21 protein-coding genes and 1 pseudogene are annotated in these 21,321 nt (G+C 63.4%); 9 read left to right on the forward strand and 13 right to left on the reverse strand.

What is annotated here, in order from left to right:
• Positions 1 to 15: 15 nt before the first annotated feature.
• Positions 16 to 804, reverse strand: coding sequence for an SDR family NAD(P)-dependent oxidoreductase (locus ACWTU9_RS06420; RefSeq protein ID WP_455857932.1), 789 nt, complete (start codon positions 802 to 804; stop codon positions 16 to 18).
• 110 nt (positions 805 to 914) lie between these two features.
• Here ACWTU9_RS06420 and ACWTU9_RS06425 point away from each other — a divergent pair, with 110 nt between their 5' ends.
• Positions 915 to 1,478, forward strand: a complete 564-nt coding sequence (locus ACWTU9_RS06425) for a TetR/AcrR family transcriptional regulator (protein WP_455857574.1) — start codon at positions 915 to 917, stop codon at positions 1,476 to 1,478.
• A 135-nt stretch (positions 1,479 to 1,613) separates the two neighbouring features.
• Here the strand turns inward: ACWTU9_RS06425 and ACWTU9_RS06430 are convergent.
• Both ACWTU9_RS06430 and ACWTU9_RS06435 read right to left on the reverse strand, forming a co-directional pair.
• Positions 1,614 to 2,057, reverse strand: a pseudogene (locus ACWTU9_RS06430) (TetR/AcrR family transcriptional regulator); the annotation flags it as partial.
• Between the two features lie 6 nt (positions 2,058 to 2,063).
• Positions 2,064 to 2,291 (reverse strand): helix-turn-helix transcriptional regulator, encoded by a 228-nt coding sequence (locus ACWTU9_RS06435; protein WP_455857575.1) that lies wholly within the window; start codon positions 2,289 to 2,291, stop codon positions 2,064 to 2,066.
• 135 nt (positions 2,292 to 2,426) lie between these two features.
• Here ACWTU9_RS06435 and ACWTU9_RS06440 point away from each other — a divergent pair, with 135 nt between their 5' ends.
• The 4 genes from ACWTU9_RS06440 (at position 2,427) to ACWTU9_RS06455 (ending at position 6,140) form a co-directional block, all read left to right on the forward strand.
• Positions 2,427 to 3,140, forward strand: a complete 714-nt coding sequence (locus ACWTU9_RS06440; protein ID WP_455857576.1) for a hypothetical protein — start codon at positions 2,427 to 2,429, stop codon at positions 3,138 to 3,140.
• A gap of 301 nt (positions 3,141 to 3,441) precedes the next feature.
• Positions 3,442 to 3,717 carry a hypothetical protein gene (locus ACWTU9_RS06445; RefSeq protein ID WP_455857577.1) on the forward strand — a complete coding sequence of 92 codons (276 nt, stop codon included), beginning with the start codon at positions 3,442 to 3,444 and terminating at the stop codon, positions 3,715 to 3,717.
• Positions 3,714 to 5,567, forward strand: a complete 1,854-nt coding sequence (locus ACWTU9_RS06450) for a recombinase family protein (RefSeq protein ID WP_455857578.1) — start codon at positions 3,714 to 3,716, stop codon at positions 5,565 to 5,567. Before ACWTU9_RS06445 ends, ACWTU9_RS06450 begins: the two co-directional genes overlap by 4 nt.
• 168 nt (positions 5,568 to 5,735) lie before the next feature.
• Entirely contained in the window at positions 5,736 to 6,140 is a 405-nt protein-coding gene (locus ACWTU9_RS06455; protein WP_455857579.1) for a RidA family protein, read from the forward strand.
• 100 nt (positions 6,141 to 6,240) lie between these two features.
• On the opposite strand, the gene ACWTU9_RS06460 is transcribed toward ACWTU9_RS06455, so the two are convergent.
• The 9 genes from ACWTU9_RS06460 to ACWTU9_RS06500 form a co-directional block, all read right to left on the reverse strand.
• On the reverse strand, positions 6,241 to 7,749 hold the full coding sequence (locus ACWTU9_RS06460) for an aldehyde dehydrogenase family protein (protein ID WP_455857580.1): 1,509 nt from the start codon (positions 7,747 to 7,749) through the stop codon (positions 6,241 to 6,243).
• Between the two features lie 162 nt (positions 7,750 to 7,911).
• Entirely contained in the window at positions 7,912 to 8,256 is a 345-nt protein-coding gene (locus ACWTU9_RS06465) for a cupin domain-containing protein (RefSeq protein ID WP_455857581.1), read from the reverse strand.
• 17 nt (positions 8,257 to 8,273) lie between these two features.
• Positions 8,274 to 8,615, reverse strand: a complete 342-nt coding sequence (locus tag ACWTU9_RS06470; RefSeq protein ID WP_455857582.1) for a cupin domain-containing protein — start codon at positions 8,613 to 8,615, stop codon at positions 8,274 to 8,276.
• A 21-nt stretch (positions 8,616 to 8,636) separates the two neighbouring features.
• Positions 8,637 to 8,987 (reverse strand): cupin domain-containing protein, encoded by a 351-nt coding sequence (locus ACWTU9_RS06475; protein ID WP_455857583.1) that lies wholly within the window; start codon positions 8,985 to 8,987, stop codon positions 8,637 to 8,639.
• A complete protein-coding gene (locus ACWTU9_RS06480) occupies positions 8,984 to 10,258 on the reverse strand; it encodes a glycosyltransferase (protein WP_455857584.1) in 1,275 nt (424 codons plus the stop codon). The genes ACWTU9_RS06475 and ACWTU9_RS06480 overlap by 4 nt, the downstream gene beginning before the upstream one ends.
• A gap of 13 nt (positions 10,259 to 10,271) precedes the next feature.
• Complete coding sequence (locus ACWTU9_RS06485; protein WP_455857585.1) at positions 10,272 to 11,345, reverse strand: ABC transporter ATP-binding protein; 1,074 nt, start codon at positions 11,343 to 11,345, stop codon at positions 10,272 to 10,274.
• A complete protein-coding gene (locus tag ACWTU9_RS06490) occupies positions 11,342 to 12,136 on the reverse strand; it encodes an ABC transporter permease (RefSeq protein WP_455857586.1) in 795 nt (264 codons plus the stop codon). Before ACWTU9_RS06490 ends, ACWTU9_RS06485 begins: the two co-directional genes overlap by 4 nt.
• A gap of 5 nt (positions 12,137 to 12,141) precedes the next feature.
• Positions 12,142 to 12,972, reverse strand: coding sequence for an ABC transporter permease (locus tag ACWTU9_RS06495; protein ID WP_455857587.1), 831 nt, complete (start codon positions 12,970 to 12,972; stop codon positions 12,142 to 12,144).
• Between the two features lie 94 nt (positions 12,973 to 13,066).
• Positions 13,067 to 14,131, reverse strand: a complete 1,065-nt coding sequence (locus ACWTU9_RS06500) for a polyamine ABC transporter substrate-binding protein (protein WP_455857588.1) — start codon at positions 14,129 to 14,131, stop codon at positions 13,067 to 13,069.
• A 236-nt stretch (positions 14,132 to 14,367) separates the two neighbouring features.
• On the opposite strand from ACWTU9_RS06500, the gene ACWTU9_RS06505 reads away from it, so the two are divergent.
• From ACWTU9_RS06505 to ACWTU9_RS06520, 4 genes are read left to right on the forward strand one after another with little or no spacing between them, the layout of a single operon-like run.
• Complete coding sequence (locus tag ACWTU9_RS06505; RefSeq protein ID WP_455857589.1) at positions 14,368 to 15,306, forward strand: GntR family transcriptional regulator; 939 nt, start codon at positions 14,368 to 14,370, stop codon at positions 15,304 to 15,306.
• A 20-nt stretch (positions 15,307 to 15,326) separates the two neighbouring features.
• Positions 15,327 to 16,610: a glycosyltransferase gene (locus ACWTU9_RS06510; RefSeq protein ID WP_455857590.1), complete on the forward strand. Its 1,284-nt coding sequence runs from the start codon at positions 15,327 to 15,329 to the stop codon at positions 16,608 to 16,610.
• 5 nt (positions 16,611 to 16,615) lie between these two features.
• Complete coding sequence (locus tag ACWTU9_RS06515) at positions 16,616 to 18,001, forward strand: glutamine synthetase family protein (protein WP_455857591.1); 1,386 nt, start codon at positions 16,616 to 16,618, stop codon at positions 17,999 to 18,001.
• A gap of 2 nt (positions 18,002 to 18,003) precedes the next feature.
• A complete protein-coding gene (locus tag ACWTU9_RS06520; RefSeq protein ID WP_455857592.1) occupies positions 18,004 to 19,305 on the forward strand; it encodes an NAD(P)/FAD-dependent oxidoreductase in 1,302 nt (433 codons plus the stop codon).
• Between the two features lie 311 nt (positions 19,306 to 19,616).
• Here the strand turns inward: ACWTU9_RS06520 and ggt are convergent, their stop codons facing one another.
• On the reverse strand, positions 19,617 to 21,203 hold the full coding sequence (ggt, locus tag ACWTU9_RS06525; RefSeq protein ID WP_455857593.1) for a gamma-glutamyltransferase: 1,587 nt from the start codon (positions 21,201 to 21,203) through the stop codon (positions 19,617 to 19,619).
• Positions 21,204 to 21,321: the final 118 nt, after the last annotated feature.

The following is a 21,321-nucleotide window of genomic DNA, read 5'->3' on the forward strand; positions in this document are numbered from 1 at the left end:
TGGCTTCGTTGGTGCTCAGGCGGCCGCGCGGTAGCGCTCGGCGGGATGTTCGTTTCGACAGTTCGGAAGCATGGCCTGGCGCGCGGCCTGAAGCGCGTCCCACTGTCCGGCATCGGGAAGCGGCGGGATGGTCACGGGTTCGCGGCGGTCGAAGCCGACCAGCGCCGCATCAACCAGATCACCCACCTCCATCACGTTGGAAAGCGTGTTGACGTCGGCGCCGACGTGTTCCCAGATCTCGGTTCGCGTCGTTGCGGGAAGCACGGCCTGGACGTAAACACCCTTCGGCGCGAGCTCGAGGCTGAGCCCTTGCGAAAGAAACAGCACGAACGCCTTGGTCGCGCCGTAGACCGTCATGCCGAACTCCGGCGCCAGCCCGACCACGGAGCCGATGTTGACGATCGCCCCTTCGCCGGCCTTCGCAAAACGCGGGGCCACGGCACTGGCAAGCCGTAGAAGTGCGGTCGTGTTGAGCGCAACGAGCCGTGCGACGTCATCGGTGCTCTGCTCGATGAAGCTTCCGCCGATGGCCGTTCCGGCGTTGTTGACGAGGGTCCCGATGCGGGCGTCATCGCGCAGCTTTGTCTCGACCGCTGCAAGCTCGGTGGGCTTCGTAAGATCAGCCTGGATGATGTCGACTGCCACGCCATTTTCCTGGCGCAGACGGGCCGCTAAGGCCTCCAATCGCGCCTTGTCGCGGGCGACCAGCACGAGGTCGTGGCCGCGGCGCGCGAAGCGCTCGGCATAGGTGGCACCGATACCGGTTGAGGCGCCGGTGATTAGGACTGACGGAATGGCGGGCATGGGATTGCTCTCCTCGACGATGGGATCTATATTCATGACGATCATCATGATTGGCGCTAAATATGATGGCCATCATGTAAAGTCAACGGGGCCCAACGGAGAATTTTGAAATGAAGGTCAGTCGAGAGCAGATGGCGGAGAGCCGCCGCCGGATTCTGGATGCGGCCAGCCGGCTATTCCGCGACAGGGGGTTCGACGCGGTCAGCGTGGCGGAGGTTATGAAAGCCGCTGGCCTCACTCATGGTGGCTTCTATGGCCATTTCAGCTCGAAGGACGATTTGGTGGCCCAAACCCTTGCCCACGTCCTCGCCGCGGAGTCAGGCGGAGGGGGCGATCTTCGGGCTTATGTCGACGCCTATCTTGCGCCCCGGCATCGCGACAATGCCGCCGGTGGTTGCCCGACAGCGGGCCTTGCCGCGGACATCCGCCATCAGACCCCGGCTGCACGCGCGGCCATGACGGAAGGCCTTCGATCGCAGATTGACCGGATCAGCAGGGCGCTTCCGGAGTTGGATGCGGCAGACAGACGCCGCGCGGCGATCGGAAGCTGGGCGGGAATGGTGGGGGCAGTGATCCTCTCCAGGGCGATCGACGATTCCGCGCTCTCGGATGAAATCCTGGAGCAGACGCGTGCCTGGATCAACACCGGGATCAGTCAACAGTCTGCCAGTTAGCCTGGCCGGCAGATTTCACGAAATCGGCCGGGGACGTGTTTCCGCGTTGTCGTTTGTTCCCGGCCAGTGTCGTAGTTTGGGCGAGATTCGGAGGCTCTAACGCGCCGTAGCGTACGAAAAGACAGTGGCTCTAGTCTAATCTGAGGGCTGGATCAGCGTCCGCGCCGCATCTTTCCCCGCCGCAAGAATACGATCCGACAATTCGGTTCCTTCCACCGCGCGGGCCAGTTGGAGGGTGCCGATGAGTGTTGCGAAGATGGCGAATGCGACGCCCTCTGGATCCCTGGTCCGTGACGGCAGAGCCGCCGACACCTGCCGCACCAAGGTTAGCAGGCGCTCGGTGTAGAGCTGACGGGTTTCGGGCTGCTCCCTTGCGATTTCCGGCAACAGAGCGGCGGAAGCGCAGCCCTTGCCCGGATTGTTCCGGTGCAAGGCCGACAGATAGGCATCTATGACCGCTGGCAGGCCGCCGTAAGCCAGCAGTTCGGCGATCTGGTGCGACTGGCCCTCCAGGGCCGCCGCCACGCATTCCCGGACCAGCGCCGCCTTGGATGGAAAGTGCGGATAGAAGGCGCCATTGTGTCGCTAAGGCCGCTTGGCTAAGCGCACACCGAGGCCGCCGCCATTCTCCGGAATGAATTCCACTCCGGCACTTTCGAAGGCCTCGCGTATTCGATCGAGCGTAGGCAGTTTAAGCGCCTCGCCTCGTTCCAGGCGCACAATTGTCTGTGTTGAAACACCCGCTTCTCTAGCAAGATCGAGGACGCCCCAATCCAGGGCGGCCCGTGCCATCCTACACTGGACTGGTGTCATAAGATCACCATAATATGGTGATTTTTGTTGCTCATATGCTGCTCTAACTGTATTCATGAGTGCACTAAGCGGCCGGAACGGTGACGCAACACCGATCCGGCCTGACCACAACCCAAGCTGTTAGGAGCTCGGATCATGGCTGATTCCGACAATACCACGCCTTTGCCTTCCGTCACCCGGCGACTGCTGATGACGCAGCTTGTTGCGGTGGCTGGACTGTGGCCATTTGGCGCTCGGGCGCGCCAGAATACCTCGATCAAGGGCCTGCAGGACGACCCAGCTCTTCGGTTGTGTGAGAGCTGGCACGAGGTTCACCGCTCGACCTTGGTGCTATGCCGGCAACAGCAGCAGTTGGAGACATATCTCGTCAAAGCGATCGGCTTTCCCTGTGCTAAGATGCAGCTTCCCGGCGGCGGGGAAAAGACGGCCCATTCCGTCGAAAGTCTCGACGAACTCTATTCTCCCGAAAACGAAGTGGCATGGGGCCGGGCGTCTTCGGAGCTAGCCGCACATCAGGCGCGCTGGGACGCTGCTGATGCCGAGATCGGGTTTTCGAGAACTGACGAACTGATACAGAGGTCGGAAGCGTCAGAACAGGCGCTTTTAGATGACCTGCCGCTGACTCCGGCATGCTCCGTTGAAGGCGTATTGGCTAAGCTCTTGGTTATCCTGCGATACGGTGAACATTGGGAGGATTCAGATGATTTCCCGTGGCGTCATATCCGGTCGGTGGTCGATGACCTTGCCCGCTACCATCACATGGATCCGACAACCATCGTCGCTTCATGCGCGCAAGGAAGGCATCAGGAGCGCAAAGGAAGCGCTGGCGTATCGGAGAGTTCGCCGTAATGGCGATCGCGTGGGTGTGCTCTGGCGGCGGTTTGTGGAGACGACATAGGGAATCCCCTGGTTTTAGGTGTTCGAGTGTCTGCAAGTGCTCTCACCGAAACCAGTTGGAACGCACGATAGTCCCTCCAACCGGCGTCCCTCTAACTGAGCGCTATCGCCTCTCTTGGCGATTAGCTGGGAGACAAAACCGCACGGCGCAAGTCATTGCACGCTGTAGCCCTACGACATGAAGTTCGCGCTTTCCTTCGCCGTCCGAAGGCCTCTCATGGCAGATCGATCCACCATTGGGAGAGCGACCGCGATGGCAGAGGAAATCAGGACCGGGCCGGAGTCGTCGGTTCCGGTAAACGACAACGGCGACCTCATCGACGCCGAAGATCGCCATGAAAACGTGACGGCGGCCAGGCTGGATCGGGTCGTGCTGGATATCGCCCGGCTGATCGGCCGGCAACTGGCGCGGGATGCGTTCGAGGTGGGGCAGGTGGCCAACGACAATCGGCCGGGCCGCCAAAAGGAAGACGGCAGGGGGCCGGATGGCGAACCCCTTGGGAAAAGGAGAGAGGATCAGCCACCATGACCCGTGTCGCACTCTATGCCCGCTATTCTTCCGACAGCCAGCGGGATGCCTCCATTGAGGATCAGTTGAGGCTGTGCCGCGAGCAAGCGGCGCGTGAGGGCTGGAGCGTGGCGGGAACCTATGAGGATGCGGCGATCTCCGGCGCCAGCACGGTGCTGCGGCCGGGCATCCAGCATCTGGTACGCGACGCCCAGCGCGGTCGCTTCGACGTGGTGCTGGCCGAGGCACTCGACCGCATCAGCCGCGACCAGGCCGATGTCGCCACCCTCTTCAAACATCTCAAATTCGCTGGCGTTACCATCGTCACTTTGGCCGAGGGTGAGATCAGCGAGCTGCATGTCGGCCTCAAAGGCACAATGAATGCTCTCTTCCTCAAGGACCTTGCCCTCAAGACCCATCGCGGCCTCCGGGGCAGGGTGGAGAAGGGCAAGGCCGGAGGCGGGCTGTGCTACGGCTACCGGGTAGTGAAGGAACTCGATACCGCAGGCGAGCCTGTTCGCGGCGACCGCGCGATTGTGCCCGAGGAAGCGACCATCGTGCGCCGCATCTTTCGCGAATTCGCCGCCGGCAAGAGCCCGAAGGCGATCGCCGTGGACCTCAACAAAGCGGGTGTTTCTGGTCCGCTCGGCCGACACTGGGGCGATACCAGCGTGCGTGGGCATGTCATCCGGGGTACCGGCGTCATCAATAACGAGCTCTACACCGGTGTGCTGGTCTGGAACCGCCTGCATTTCGTCAAGGATCCCACTACCGGCAAGCGCGTCTCCCGAGCCAATCCGCCAGCCAAATGGATCCGCACCGAGGTGCCGCATCTCAGGATCGTCGACGACGAATTGTGGCAGGCCGTGAAGGAGAGACAGAAATCCATCGCCAGTCAGTTCGAGGCGGTGACGATCGCCACGCACAAGGCTCGAGCGAGGAAGCTGCACACCATGAGGCGGCCAGTTTCTCTCCTCTCCGGCCTGCTCATCTGCGGCAGCTGCGGCGGGCGCTACGGCCTGTTCACGCGCGACCGCTATGCCTGTCTCAACCACCAGCGCCGAGGCACCTGCGACAATGGCCGCACCATCACCCGCGCGAAGATCGAGCAGCGCGTCCTCCTAGGCCTGAAGGAAAGGCTGGTCTCGGCCGATACAGTGGCAGAGGCGATCAGAGCCTATGCGCAAGAGACCAATCGCCTGAATCAGGAGCGTCGCGCACAATGCGAACAGGACCGCAAATCACTCGACAAGATCGAGCGTGCCATCGCCGGCATCATGGCCGCGATCGAGGACGGACTGTACCAGCCTTCGATGAAAGCGAGAATGGAAGACCTAGAGTGGCAGAAGGAAGAGATCACCGCGCGTCTGGCGGCGGCGCCTGCTGACGTGCCTGACCTGCATCCCAACATCGCCACTCTCTACGCCAAGCGGGTCGAGCAGTTCACGCAAGCGCTCGCCGACCACGACGACGGACGTCCTGCCGCCGAGGCATTGCGCTCGTTGATTGGAGAGATCGTGCTCACGCCCGGCGACAAGCGCGGCGAGGTCCATGCCGAGCTGCGCGGCGAGTTGTTCGGCATCCTTGAGTTCGCCAAACCTGCGCAAAGTCAGAAGCCTGGCGATGTTATGACAAAAGGGGTTGCGGGTCCCCGCAACCAACATCAAAAGCCCGCCTCGTGCGGGCCTTTGTGTATTCGGAAGCCGGCTGCCGGCGATTTTAACCTGCATCAGCCCCCCGCAACGAGGCCAAGCCGACGCCGACGGCTCGAGCCTTTCGGAAACATTCCGACTGCCGAGGCCGAAGATACTACGCCATGCTCGACGCGGAACGTATGGCAGCCTGACTTTAACCCTTGGAGCCCCGCCTAGCCCGGAGCGGATCAGTCGCCGCGGTGCTCAAATGCGGACGCTTGCGGTGGTATAAGTGAGGTCGTGACGGAGCGCCCACGCCGGCGACAATGTCGTAGCTCCGCAAATAGACCCCCGTATTTTGATCTGCGCGAAGCAGCCAGTCAGTCATAGCAGGAGACCTATTCAATGCCGCTCGAATGCATAAATCCCGACGATCTGCCGATTCCGGAAATATACAGCCAGGTCGTCGTCGCGACAGGAAGCAAGCTGGTGTTCGTCTCGGGCCAGCAGCCGGAAGACATATACGGCAAGCTCGTTGGCCATGGTGATTTCGCCGCCCAGGCGCGCCTGTCGTTCGGAAACCTTGGCCGTGCGCTTGCTGCCGCCGGCGCTCGGCCTGACCAAGTCTGCAAGATCACAATTTACGTCGTCGATTACAAACGCGACGAACACGTGCCGATCATCGAACAGGCCCAGATCGAGCTGTTCGGGGATCACAAGCCAGCAAACGTGGTGGTCGGGATAGCTGTGATGTCTCCTGGCTACCTCATAGAAATTGATGCGATCGCGGTCATCGACCCCTTGGGCTAAGCGAGGACGCGTCAAGGCGGCGGCATTGGCTGGCAAGGCAGGCAATTCAAGGCGAGCGGGCGGCATGGCATCGGCTGACGCAAAGCCCTGACAGATCATCTCATACGTGCTTGCGGCCGCCGGTTTCCCGGAACCAGCTGTCGGGGTAGGGGTACCACCAGTCCTGGATCGCCGGCTTGTGGTCGATGATCACCATCTTGGAGCGGCGGAAGGCGTCGAGCCCCTGGCGGCCGAGCTCGCGGCCAAGGCCTGAGGCCTTCCAGCCGCCGAAGGGCAGGGCGTCATTGTCGATCAGCGGGTTGTTGACCCAGACCATGCCGGCTTCGAGCCGCTCGGCCGCCTCGTGCGCCTCGGCGAAGTCGGTGGTGAACACCGAGGCGCCGAGCCCGAACGGACTGTCATTGGCAAGCCGGATCGCCTCGTCGAAATCCTTGGCACGGCAGATCGCGGCGACCGGCCCAAAACACTCTTCGCGCACGATCGCCATGTCGGGGGTGACGCCGGTCAGGATCGTCGGCTCGTAGAACCAGCCGGTGCTGTGCGCCGGCGGGATACGGCCGCCGGTGACTGCCTTGGCGCCGTTGCGAATGGCATCGTCGACCAGCCGCATCACTTTCGCCCGGGCGGCCTCGCTGACCAGCGGGCCGATTTCGGTCTTGTCCATGCCATTGCCGATGCGCAGAGCTCGCGTCTTCTCGGCGAACAGCTCGACGAAGCGATCATGCACCGAGTCCACGACAAAGAAGCGCTCGGCCGAGGTGCAGACCTGGCCGGTGAGGTGGAAGGCGGCGGTGACACTGCCGGTTGCCGCCACGTCCAGCGGGGCGTGCTGGCTGATGATCAGTGGATCGCTGCCGCCAGCCTCGATGACGCAAGGCTTCATGCGTTCGGCGCAGGCGACGGCCACCGCCTTGCCGGCGGCGACCGAGCCGGTGAAAGCAACGGCGTGAGTGCGGTCGGACGCGATCAGCGTTTGCGCAGTCGCCGCCCCGCCCGGCAGGCAAGACACCATGCCTTCGGGCAGCGAGCGGAACACGCTCATGTAGTCGAGCGTCGATAGCGTCGTCGCCTCGGCCGGCTTGATGATGCAGGCATTGCCAGCGGCAAGCGATGCCGCAACGGTCCAGCACATCAACAGGATCGGGAAGTTGTAGGGCATGATGTGGACGGAGACGCCGTAGGGCTCGTAGCGCGCATATTGGAACGAGCCGGCCTGCGTCGTGCCGGCGATCTTGCCTGCATCGTCGCGCGCCATCTCGGCATAGTAGCGGAAGATCGACGCGCAATTGGCGATCTCGCCGATCGCTTCGGGATAGGGTTTTCCCATCTCGCGCACCATCAGTTCGGCGCAGCGCGTGAAGTCCGCCGCCTCGATGGCGTTGGCGACCGCATGCAGGTGCTTGGCCCGGCTCTTGGCGTCGAGCTTCTTCCAGGCGCCTTGCGCCGTGGTCGCGGCGGTCAGCGCGGCGTCGATCTCGCCATCGCTGGCTGAAGCGATTGCGCCGACGGTTTCCAGCGTCGCCGGATCGATCACCGGTTTTGCCGGGCCGGTCATCGGCCGGTAGTCAGGGTTGACGAAGAGGGTCGGCCGGTCGGCGGAGAAATGCATTTTCGTCCTCCTCCACGTATGGAGCCTTTTTGAAAATTCGCCCTGCCGAGGCAGATGGCGTGGCTTTCGAGAACCGGAGCGCAGCGGACATTTGGGTCCGTGAGCACCGGAAGCGCAGAAAGCCGCGTCAGGTGTCCGGAAGGGTAGAATTATTGGAAAGGCTCAGCGGATCATGTAGACCTTCTTGATCGTCTCATGGACGGTGCAGACGCCTTTCCAGTCCTGCGGAAAGAATGCCGCCGTGTCTGGCTCGATCTCAATGACCTGGCCGGATTCATGGACATACGTGCAGCGCCCTTCGAGGAAGTGGCAGAACTCGTCGCGGGTGACGTGGCAATGCCATTTGCCGGGGGTGCAGACCCACAGGCCGCATTCGGAGCGGCCTTCCGGCCCCTTGTAGAGCAACTTGCCCGAAGTGTGGGATTGCCCCTCGATCATGGTCGGGATGACGCCCCAGTCGACGAGGTCGGTGATGGCAAGCGGGGATTGCATGATGGGCGTGGTCATAGCGATTTCCTTGGAGCTCAGTGGCACATGAAGGCCTTGGTCAGCGTTTGCGTGATGGTGGAGGTGCCGGTCCAGCCGGCGGGGAAGAACACCAGCGTGCCGGCCTCGACCAGAATTTCTTCCCCATTCTCGTGCACATAGCTGCCGCGGCCGGACAGAAAATGGCAAAACTCGTCGGCGGCAAAGGTAACTTTGCGGCTGCCCGGTGTGCACGACCACAGGCCGCATTCGCTGGAACCGTCGGGATTCTGCGACAGGATTTTGCCCGAGGCGCGCGGAGACCCCGATATGGTGTTGGAGCCCGCGCCCCAATCCTCCAGATCCACGGTTGAGGCCTGCGGCCAATGCGGTGTCGGCATGTTGCGAAGCTCCGTTGCTGTTCAGGCCAGCATGTAGACGTTGCGCATGGTCTCGTGGACCGTGCATTCGCCCGTCCAGCCGGCAGGGAACATGACCACGGTCCCGGCGGAGACTTCCACCACTTCGCCGACATCCGACCGGTAGGTCGCGCAGCCGGCAACGAAATGGCACAATTCATCGCGCGGGATCGAGAGGCGCCAACGGCCCGGGGTGCACACCCAGATGCCGGATTCCGGCTGGTTGTTCGGCCCTTTGTGCACGAGTTTGCCGGTGGAGTGGGAAGCGCCGTCCAGCGCGTCAGGCTGGGCGCCCCAGTCGACGAGGTCGGTGCGGGTGGAGGCCCGGTAGAGGTGCGGTGCGGAGGAGGTCACAGCAGCGCCTCCAGCAACCCGGCCGCCTTTTCCGGACCGTTCTGCGCCTGCATCTGCGCCGAGGTCTTCGCCAGCTTGGCCTTCATCGTCGGATCGGTCAGGCAGGTCTCGATCCGGCTGATCAACTGGGCATCGCTCCAGTCATAGCGCGGCATGCCGAAGCCGTGGCCGGTTTCCTGGACCCGGGTGGCGTTGTCGTGGCCGTCCCAGACATAGGGCATTATGATGGCCGGCTTGCCGAAATAGAGGCACTCGGTGAACGAGTTGTTGCCACCATGGTGGATCACCGCATCGACCTGCGGGATCACCGAAGGCTGCGGGAACCAGCTCTCGACAATGACGTTGCCGGGCACATCCGTGTACTGATCCTTGTAGCCACCGACATTAACCAGCGCGCGGTAGCGGGTCTTGCCCAACGTCGCGATAATGCGCTTCAACAAATCGACATCGCCGGCGCCGAGGCTGCCGAAGGAGACATAGAGCAGCGGCCCGTCCTTGTTCTCGACAAAGGTTGGCACGGTATAAGGCTTTTCCTGCCGCACGCAGCCTTCGAGGTATTGGAACTTTGCCGGATCGAGTGGATCGCGGCGCTTGAACTTCGCCGCTTCAGGATAGAGCAGCAGGTTGAGATAGGGCGAGGCCTCGAAGAACTGGCCGATCGGGTAGGGCGCCTCATTGTTGGCAGTGAGGAAAGCGTTGAAGTCGTCATGGATCGGCTTGATCACCGCGTTGAAGTGATCGCGGTAGCGCTGATGCCCGACATGGTCGTTCTCGCCGCAGCCCGACAGATGCGGCGGGATGTCCTCATCCTCGATCTCGTTTTCCGAGCAGGAGATGACGCGCACCCACGGCTTGCCATACTGCTTGATCGCCGGGAACAGGATGACGTTGTCGACGCAGATCACGTCCGGCTTGATGGCGGCCAGCACGCGCGGCAGATCCTTCTGCGCCCACTTTGCGCTGTCGATGATCGCCGTCCAGCAATCCTTCACATAATTGTCGACCTGGTCGTAGGGCGATTTGCGGAAGTTCGGGATGTGGCCGTTGATGAAATCCTCCCAGAATTTCGCCATCTGCTCGGGCGGCATCGGTTCCGACAGGTTCACCGGATGCGCCTCGAAGCCGTAGCCCTTGTAGACATCGACGAAGCCGGGGTCGGACAGGAACACAGCCTTGTGGCCGCGCGCTTCGACCGCTTGCGCGATGCCGACGGAATTGAGCGCCGGGCCATAGGCTGCTTCCGGAAAAAACGCGATCGTCTTCTGCGCCATCAGGCTTCTCCTCTCATTCCTCAAAAATTCTGACATCGGCGGCATCCCAGCCGAGTTCGACCTGGTCACCCGAGGAGACCGGCCGGCGGTCGGCGGCGTCGGCAGTGACACGCACCAGGAAGGGTTTTGGCGATAGTGGTGTGCGGACATGCAGTTGCAGGTCGAGCCCGTGATAAGCCAGTGCCTCGACTGTGCCGGTTGTGCGGTTGGCAGCCTGAGCCTCCGGGAACAGTCGGATGCGTTCGGGCCGCACCGAGGCAACTGCGGATGCGCCCGATGTGAGCGTGGCAGGAACCTTGCCGGTAATGCGCGCGCCGTTCGACGCGATCACGCCATCGGTTGTCGCCTTACCGGCCACGAAATTCATCACCCCAATGAAGTCGGCAACGAAACGGTCGGCGGGATGTTCGTAGATCGCGTGCGGCGTGTCGCATTGCAGCAGTCTGCCGTCCCTCAGCACCGCCATGCGATCGGCCATGACCAGCGATTCCTCCTGATCGTGGGTGACGATGACGAAGGTGATGCCGACTTCGTGCTGGAGCCGCTTAAGCTCCAGCTGCATGGCGCCGCGCAGTTTCTTGTCGAGCGCGCCGAGCGGCTCGTCGAGCAGCAGCAGGCGAGGCCGCTTGACCAGCGCGCGGGCGAGCGCGACGCGCTGCTTCTGGCCGCCCGACAATTGCTCCGGCTTGCGGTCGGCGAAGGGGACGAGTTCGGTGGTCGCCAGGATGGCGTCGACGCGAGAGCGGATTTCGGACGCCGGCAAACGTTCCATCTCCAGCCCGTAAGAGACATTGGCGCGGACGCTCATATGCGGGAACAGCGCGTAGGACTGGAACATCAGATTGACCGGCCGCTTGTTGGGCGGCGTCCTCGCAATGTCACGGCCGTCGAGCAGGATGCGCCCGTCCGTAGGCGTCTCGAAGCCGGCCAGCATGCGCAGCAAAGTGGTCTTGCCGCAGCCGGAGGGGCCGAGCAGCGCGAAGAACTCGTTCTCCCTGATGTCGACCGAGATGCCGTCGACGGCGGTGACCCGGCCGAACTTCTTCGTCACCTGATCGATGGCGAGCAGCGTGCGCGGTTCGCTCATTGACCGATCATCCCACGGTTGAGCCGCTGCGACAGGGTCAGCGCGGTGATGCTTACAGCCATGACGATGGTCGCCAGCGCGTTGATCTCCGGCGTGATGCCGAACCGGATCATGGCGTAGATCTGCATCGGCAGAGTGGTCGAGGCGCGGCCGGCGCCTGATGTGAAGAAGGCGATGATGAACTCGTCGACCGAGAGCGTGAAGGCAAGCAGTGCGCCGGCAATCACCGCCGGCAAGATGACCGGTAAGGTCACACGCCTGAAGGTGGTGATGGCGGAGGCGCCGAGGTCGGCGGAAGCCTCGACGATCGACCAGTCGAAGCTCTTCAGCCTTGCACGCGCCACCGAGCAGACGAAGGCGAGGTTGAAGACGACATGGGCGAGAATGATGGTGTGCAGACCCATGGTCAGATTGAGCATGGAAAAGAACGACAAGAGTGCGATGGCCAGCACGATGTCGGGGATGATCATCGGCGCGAAGATCAGTGCCTCGAGACCCTTGCCATACTGCCGGCGCATCTCGACGCCGATGGCCAGCAGCGTGCCAAGCAGCGTGGCGATTGCCGTGGAGACCAGCGCGACGATCAGCGTGTTGAGCGCGGCTGAGAGGATGGCGCTGTTCGAAACCAGCGAAATGTACCATTTCAGTGAAAAGCCCGACCACGCCGTCGGCAGCCCGCCTTCGTTGAAGGACAGCGCCACCAGCACGGCGATCGGGATGTAGAGGAAGGCGAAGACGAGGGCCAGCACGAGCCAGAGCGTGCGCCGCGTTGCGGGAGAGCGCTCAGCCACCGGCGTCACCGGCTTGCCTCTGCCGCACGCCCCGCGGCGCGGTCGGCGGCCAGCGCCTGCGCCATCAGCACCAGGAGCATGATGGCGATCAAAGCCATGGCGAGCGCTGCGCCGAACGGCCAGTCATTGGCAGTCAGGAACTGGTCGTAGACGAGATTGCCGATCATCTGGAAGCGGCCGCCGCCGAGCAGCGCCGGGGTGACGAAATTGCCGATCGACAGCACGAAGACGAAGACCGCGCCGGCGGCGATGCCAGGCACCGTCAGCGGCAGGATGACACGGCGGAAGGTGGTGGCGGCCGAAGCGCCAAGATCGCGCGAGGCTTCGGCAAGCTCCGGGTTGAGGCGCGACAGCGGCGCGTAGCAGGCGAGGATGACGAAGGGCAGATAGTTGTAGACGAGACCCGCGATGACGGCGCCTTCGGTGTAGAGCATCGACGGCGGCTCGCCAGTATAGCCGAACCAGCGCAGCAACTGGGTGATCAGGCCTTCGCGGTTGAGCAGCACGATCCAGGCATAGGTGCGGATCAGATAGTTTGACCAGAACGGCAGCACGGCGAAGAACAGGAAGATTGGCTGCCAGCGGCGCGGAGCTGCCGCGATGGCATAGGCGGCGGCATAGCCGATCACCACCGCTATCATGGTTGCCGTGCCGGCGATGCGCGCGGACTTCAGGAATATCCCGGCATAGAGCGGGTCGAAGACCAGGCCGAAATTCTCCAGCGTGAAGGTGTAGTCGATGCCGCCATAGATGCCGCGCCGGAAGAAGGCGAGAGCCAGCACCAGAGCGCACGGCACCACCATCAGCGCGGTCAGCCAGACCAGCGCGGGGGCCATCAGCAAAGAGGAGCGAAGTCGGGTCTGGGACAATTCTTCAGGTACCGCTCAGGGCCGGCGACAGAAGCGCCGCCGGCCGCGATGTCTGCGCCGCTTACTGCGCGGCCTTGATCTCGCTGACGATCTTGGAATAGTCGCGCTGGGCCTCGCCGACATCACGCAGCTGTTCGAACTTGACGAGGTCGGCCACCGGCATCCCCATGTTGGGGAATTTGGCTAGGAAATCGGCAGGCAGGCTTTCCATCGCTGGCTTGTTCGGCACTTTATAATCGATGTTCTGCGCCGCCCAGGCGTGGTTCTTGGCGTCGAGCATGAAGTTGATGAACTTGAAGGCGTCGTCCTTGTGCTCGGAAGCCTTCATCACCACCATCGTGTCGACCCAGAGGTCCGAGCCTTCCTTGGGGATGACGTATTTGATCTCGGGCTTGTCGGCGATGCCGTAATTGCACCAGCCGTCCCAGGCCTGCACCATCAGCGCCTCGCCGGAAACCAGCTTGGAGTAGAAGGTGGTATCGTCATAGGCGAGCAGGGTCTTCTTGGCCGAGATCAAGAGGTCCTTGACCTCGGCCATCTTGGCCGGGTCGGTCTCGTTGACGGAATAGCCCTTGTCGAGCTGCCCGGCGGCCAACAGCCAGCGGTCGGTCGCCAGCATGGTGGTCTTGCCCTTCAACTCGTCGGAAGGCGCGAGCAGGTCGCTCCAGCTGGTGGGCGCCGTCTTGACCAGATCCGAGCGGTAGCAGAGACCCGTTGTGCCCCAGGTGTAGGGGACGGAGAAGGTGTTGCCGACATCATGCGGCAGCTTTGTCGCTTCGGGGTAGAGGTTGGCAAGGTTGGGGATCTTGGCGGGGTCGACCGGCTCGGTCAGGCCAAGCTTGTTCAGCACCTCGGCGAAGGGCGAGGAGACGAACACCACGTCATAGCCCTTGCCACCGGCGGCAATCAGCTTGCCCATGATCTCTTCATTGGTGGCGTGCACAACCACTTCGCCGGAGACGCCGGTGGCGGTCTTGAAGGCGGCCATGGCGTCGGGCGCCATGTAGCCGTCCCAGTTGGAAATGACGAGGTCGGCGGCCATCCCCGGCGCCGAGAGCGTCAGAGCGAGGCCGAGAGCGATTGAAGATATTTTGAGCGCACGGCGCCGCAGGCTGGTAGCGGTCATGGCAGACTCCCATTCGGGTTGATCGTCGAATTCATTCGCTGGACCGAGCCGGCGATCCGCGCCGTTGCCTCGATCCTGTTCCCTCGGTCTTTTCTCGCCGATTGTGCTGACAGTACTATTGCAGAAAAAAGTACGTCAATCCATAATTTGCCAGCCGACCGAGGAATCTGGCCGATTGCGTCCGTTCCGGCGATCGGCCAAACCAATGCGGTCACATCCGCCCGCCGAGACCAGTCATGCAAGCAGCAGCCCGACGACCTCGCACCAACCACCTTGATCTGGCGCAGCGCATCCTCGATGTCGCGCGCCAGCGCGGCTTCGAGCCCGGCGCCCGCCTGCCCGAACAGCAGATCGCCTCGCTCTGCAATGTCTCACGCACGCCGGTGCGCGCGGCGCTTAGCCTGCTTGCCGGGCAGGGCGTGGTGCGCTGGGAGGCCGACACGGGTTATCACCTGGCGATCGATCTCGCAGCGCAGCCGGCCATCGCGGCCGAGCTTCCAAGCGCTGAGGAAGACGAACTTGCCGAAGCCATCCTGCGCGACCGCTCGGCGCGCCGGCTGGACCAGACGGTGACCGTCGCGGGGTTGATGCGGCGGTACGATGCCGAGCGAAAGACGGTACTAAAAGCACTTAACAAACTGACCGATGAGAATCTGCTCGACCGAGCGCCCGGCCAGTCCTGGCTTTTCCGCCGTGCGCCCGACGATCCGGAGGCGCAAGGCGAAAGCTATGAATTCCGCTTGCTGTTGGAGCCCGCGGCGATCCTGGCGCCCGGCTTCCGGCTGGACGGCGCGCGGGCTGCCGCGTTGCGCCAGGGCATGGAATCGCTATCGGTACTGCCAGACGCAAGCTTCGACACGCGCGAGTTCCAACGGCTGGATATGGATTTCCACGGCATGATCGCCGAGGGTTGCGCCAACCGCTTTGTGTCCGACGCGCTGGCCGATCATCTCCGCCTGCGCCGGCTGCCCGGCATTTATACCGGTGTCAATGTCTTTCGCCTGCGGCAATCGCTGCTGGAACATCTGAATATACTCGACCATCTTGAAAACCGGCAGTATGAGGTGGCTGCCGATCTGCTTCGCATCCATCTGCGGCTCTCCCGCAACCAGCGACCGCAAGCAGCCAGCCGCGGGGCCCCCGCACTGTTCGGCATGATCAGCCGACCGGACTGAACCGGACTGAAGAGGAATAATTGACGCGTAAAGCCAGCCCGACCATCGCGCTGTTTCCCGAAGCCAGTTTCGGGGCCGCGTTGAATTGCGTTGGTATCGCGCAGGCATTGCGTGCCCGGGGCGCTCGCCCCGTCTTCATCTGCCATGCCGGTTTCTCCGGCGTCTTTGCCGACTATGGTTTCCAGGAATACCAACTGCCGACCGACGAGCCGCTGAGCGACAGCGAGCGCCAGAGCTATTGGCAGGCCTTCGTGCGCCGGCATCTGCCGCATTTCCGGCTGAGCCCGATCGACCAGCTCGAAACCTATGTCGCGCCGACCTGGCAGGCGATCGTCGATACTGCGGTCAACGCAGAAGCGCCGCTGCGGCAATTGCTGGCAAGGCTGAAGCCGGATGCGGTGGTGCTCGACAATGTCATCATGTTCCCGGCCATCGCAGCGGCCGGCTGTCCGTGGGTGCGTGTCGTCTCCTGCGCCGAGACCGAGCTGCCGGATGCCGAGGTACCACCTTATCTGTCCGGGATGGCCGCCAACGACCCGCAGCGCGAGGCGTTCGAAGCGCGCTACCTGTTGGCCTGCGCGCCGGCGCATGATCGCTTCAACCGTTTTCGGGTGGATGCCGGCCTGGCGCCGCTGCCCAGCGGCCTGTTCCTCGAAACGTCGCCCGACCTCAACCTGCTTTTGACGCCGTCGATCGTGCGGCGCGAGCGCGCCGAGCCGCTCGATCCTGCCCGCTTCGTCTATCTCGAAGGCTGCGTGCGCTCGGAAGGGCCCTTCGATGTGCCGGTGTTTCCGCGCAATGGCGGGCCGCTGGTCTATGTCAGCTTCGGCAGCCTCGGCGCCATGGATGTCGGGCTGATCGAGCGCATGCTCGCTGTCTTCGACCGGCTGCCGGCGCGCTTCATCGTCAATGCCGGCGGCTTGCGCGACGCCTATCGCGCGGTGCCGGACAATGTCTATCTCGACGCCTGGTTTCCGCAGCCTTCGGTGGTGGCGAAGTCGGACCTTTTCATTCACCACGGAGGAAACAACAGCTTTTGCGAGGCGCTGCGCTTCGGCGTGCCGTCGCTGATCATGCCCTATTGCTGGGACGGTCACGACAATGCGCAACGCGCGGGAGAGACGGGCGTTGGCGACCATATCGGCCGCGATGCCTGGACCGAAGGGGGATTGGAGAAAGCCATTCTCGGCCTGCTGGCCGACGATGCGATGCGCGCCCGCCTCAGGGAGAATGCAGCCCGGATGGCGCTGACCCCTGGAACGGATGTGGCCGCGCAAGCCATACTCTCTCTCATAGGTACGTGAACGAAATGGACAAAAATACGGATACCGCGACGACCTTCAACGGCATCGACCCCAAGAGCTGGCTCGCCCGGCACGGCATCAACGAAGTAGAATGCCTGGTGCCGGACATGAACGGCGTGCTGCGCGGCAAGGCGCTGCCGACGGCGAAATTCCTCAAGGCGCTGGAGGACCGCGCACTGTTCCTGCCGAGTAGCGCTTTCCTGGTCAGCATTGATGGCCGCTATTCCGGCTCGATCGACGAAGGCTTTGCCTATCAGGATCCAGACATGCGCATGGTGCCCGATGTCTCGACGCTCTGCCTGGCGCCAGGCGGCGGCGCCGGCAAAGCCTACGTCTTCGCCGATGCCTTCCACATGGATAGCGACCGCCCGTGGATGGCCTCGCCGCGCCATGTCCTGCGTGCCGTGCTCGATCTCTATCGGCAGCGCGGCTGGCGCGCGGTGGTGGCGCCGGAGGTGGAATTCTACCTGACCGCACACAATCCCAATCCCGATCAACCGCTGACCGCGCCGGTGGGCGGCAATAGCCGCGCTGAGGGTTCGCAGCATCCCTACGACATGGTCGCACTCGAGGAATACGAGCCGGTCATCCGGCGCATCTATGAGTATGCGGCGGCGGCCGGGCTGCCGCTCTACACGCTGATCCATGAATCCGGACCGGGGCAGCTGGAGATAAACCTGCTGCATGGCGATGCGGTGCAGCTTGCCGACCAGGTGCTGCTGTTCAAGCGCCTGACGCGCCAGGCCGCGCAACAGAGCGGCATGCACGCCACCTTCATGGCCAAGCCGCATGCGACACAGGCCGGCAGCTCGATGCACTTGCACATGTCTGTGGTCGACGAGAAGACGGGTGCGGCGCTGTTTGCCAGCGCCGACGATGCCGACACCGAAATGTTCGGCCACTTCATCGGCGGCCTGCAGAAGTACGTGCCCGAGATCATGCCGCTGTTTGCGCCGAACGTGAACTCGTTCCGCCGTATCCGGCCAAACCACAGCGCGCCGGCCAATATCGAATGGTCGTATGACAACCGCTCCTGCGGGTTGCGCGTGCCGGCCGGTGGGCGCGCCGCAAGGCGGGTGGAAAACCGTCTGCCGGGCGCCGATAGCAACCCCTATCTGGCGCTCGCCGGCTCTCTGCTTGCGGGCTATCTCGGCGTCGAGCAGAAGCTCGCGCGCTCGGCCGAGGCATCGGGCAATGCCTACAAGATCAAAAGCACGCTGCCGAAAACCATGGAGGAGGCGCTCGACCGCTTCACCGCCTGCGAGCCGGTGCGGGCGCTGCTCGGCGAGGATTTCTTCCAGACCTATCTGCGCGTCAAGAGCGTCGAACTCGACCTGTTCCAGAGCGTGGTGACGAGCTGGGAACGCGACCACCTGTTGCTGAAGGTGTGATCATGGCCTCCAGTCCAACAGGTTTCAATTCCGGTCTCGATATTGGCAAATCCTACTATGTCGCCACCGCCAATCCGGCGCCGGACCATCCGGCGCTTGTCGGCGATATAGACGCCGACCTGGTGGTGGTCGGCGGCGGCTGCACCGGCCTGTCCGCCGCCCTTCATGCCGCCGAGCGCGGCCTGAAGGTGGTGCTGCTTGAAGGCGGCAAGATCGGCTGGGGCGCGTCAGGCCGCAATGGCGGGCAGATGATCCCGGGCTTACGCAAAGGAGCCAAGGGCTTGGTCAAGGCTTTCGGGCCGGAGCGGGCGAAGGCGCTGTTCGACCTCGCCTTCGAGGCGCGTGGCCTGGTGCTCGATATCATCGAGCGCCATGCCATCGATTGCGACCTGAGGCTGACCGGCCATCTGGTCGGCGCGGTCAACGGCTCAGATCTCAAGGACCTGGAAGAAGAGGCCAAATGCCTCGACAGCGCGATGAAGTTCCGCGACGTTGATATCCTGTCTGCGGCCGACGCTCGAGCCAAAGTCGACACGCCCTATCTCGGCGCCATGTATGAGCCGCTAGGCGGCCACATGCATCCGCTGAACTACACGCTCGGGCTTGCCCGTGCCGCGACTGCCGCCGGTGTCGTCATCCACGAAAATTCCGTGGCGGTGAAACTGGAGCGGGAACCGTCGATCCGGGTCGCGACAGCAAAGGGGTCGGTCAGGGCCAAACATGTCGTGCTGGCGGGCGACGCGCTGCTGCATGGGCTGGAGCCGCGCGTCAACAGCCGCATCATGCCGGTCGGCAACTACATCGTCGCCACCGAACAGCTGGAGGGCAAGCGCAATGTCATCCCGGCCAATGTCGCGGTCTCCGACACGCGTTTTGTCGTCAACTACTACCGCATGTCGGCCGATGGTCGGCTGCTGTTCGGTGGCGGCGAGCGCTACACGCCATCGCCGCCGGCCGACATTGCCGGCTTCGTGCGGCCGCATATGGAAGCCACTTTCCCGCAACTGAAGGGCTGCCGCATCGATCACGCCTGGGGCGGCCTGGTATCGGTGACGACGTCGCGGCTGCCGCATGTCGGGCACTATGGCGAGGTCTATTTCGCGCATGGCTATTCCGGCAAAGGTGTCATCCTGTCGACGCTGTCGGGCAAGTTGCTCGCCGAAGCGATCACCGGTGATGCCACGCGGCTCGACCTGTTCTCGACGCTGACCCCGCTGCCGTTCCCCGGCGGAACGGCGCTGCGCGGACCGCTCTATGTGCTGGGCATGTTGTGGTACGCCATGCGCGACCGCATCAAGCACTGAGGCTGCGGAGAGACGATGGAGAGGTTTGCACCGCGCTATGATGCGCGGGCAAGAAAGGTCTGGTAGTCGGATTTTGCCTGCAGCAAACGAAGGATGTTGTTGCGTGATCCGCGGATGTCAGCGCGGCCTTGTCGGGCGCCAGATCGCCGCGGCATCATCGGCGCACGCGACGAAGATCTGGGTGATTTTGGGTCATGGTCACCGGCTATGTTTCAAACGAGTGCTGGTGAAAGTCCAGCGGACGATTCGGGCTCGGCACTTATGGCGGCGCCGGAGTCCGGCAAGCGGCTGGCCTTGCCGCGTGGATCCGCTCAGTAGCCAAGCGCCATTCCGTCCTTGCGGGGATCGGAGGCGCCAGTCAGCGTTCCCTTGTCCCAGTCGATCAATACGACCTGGCCGCCGCCGAGCGGATGGTGCGGCTCGGTAATGGCATGGCCGCGCCGGCGCAGGCCGGCGATGGCCCCGGCGGGCACGTTGCGCTCAGCTTCCACCATGCCGTCATTGTAGAACACACGCGGCGCATCCAGCGCCTGCTGTGGATCCATGCCGAAGTCGATCATGTTGGTCAAAAGATGCACATGGCCGAAAGGCTGGTAGCCGCCGCCCATGACGCCGAACGGCATAACCACGCGGCCATTCCGGGTCGCCATTCCGGGCATGATCGTGTGCATCGGCCGCTTGCCGGGTGCGATCGCATTGGGATGCCCGGGATCGAGCCGGAAGCTTGAGCCGCGGTTCTGCAGCACCACGCCGGTCTTCGGGCTGACCACGCCGCTGCCGAACGAATAATAGGTCGAGTTGATGAAGGAGACCGCGTTGCGGTCGCGATCGACCACGGTGATGTACACCGTGTCGCTGCCCGGCAGGTCCAGCTTCGGCAGATGCGTCATCGCCCGCGCGGGGTCGATCTCGGCGCGCAGCCGGTCGGCATAGGCGGCGGACAAGAGCTGCTTGACCGGCACCGGGACCTGGTCCTGGTCGCCCACAAAACGGTCGCGGTCCTGGTAGGCCAGCCGCCCGGCCTCGATCTCGAGATGCAGCCGCTCGGCGCCATTGGGGTCGAGCCCGCCGAGCTTGAATCCCGACAGCACATTCAGCATCAGAAGTGCCGTCAGCCCCTGGTTGTTCGGCGGCATCTGGTGGATGTCGTAGCCGCCGTAAGAGGTGCTGACCGGCGCCACATAGTCGCCCTCGGTCGCCGCGAAATCCTCTAGGCTATGCAGACCGCCCAATTCCTTGAGCCGGCGCACCATATCGTCGGCAACCGTGCCTTCGTAGAAGCCGGCACGGCCCTGTTTGGCAATGATGCGCAAAGTGGCGGCGAGTTCCGGCTGGCGGTGGACGTCGCCGGCCCTGGGCGCCTTGCCGCCGGGCAGGAAAATGCGCGCGGCGTGTTCGTCGGCGGAAAGGTCGGTCTCCGGTTCGGCCCAGTCGAAGGCGACGCGGTCATGCACGACATAGCCGTTCTCGGCATAATGAATGGCCGGCGCCAGCACCTCGGCGAGGTCCTTGCTGCCATGGTCCTGCAGCAGCCGGCACCAGGCATCGATGGCGCCCGGCACCGTCACCGCGTGCGGCCCCTCTTTTGGAAGCTCGCTGAAACCCTTATCCAGGTACCAGTCGACGGTCGCGGCCGCCGGCGCGCGGCCTGAGCCGTTGAAGGCCAGCACCTCACCTTGTCCCGCCGGGCAATAGAGCACGAAACAATCGCCGCCGATGCCGGTCGATTGCGGCTCAACCACGCCCTGCACGGCGGCGGCGCAGATTGCCGCGTCCATGGCATTGCCGCCGGCGCGCAGCATCTCGATCGCCGCAAGCGTCGACACCGGGTGCGAAGTCGCTGCGACCGCTTCGGTGGCACGAACCGGCGAGCGGCCGGGAAACTGGAAATCACGCATTCTGTCTTTGTATCCCTTGGTCTGATGGATGCGACGTTTCCACCATCGCGTAACACAACACGGCAGCAGATCGTTTCGGCTTGTCGGCGCAGCCCATATCAATTCTCCTGATTATGCG

The organism is Mesorhizobium sp. 128a (assembly GCF_053848025.1).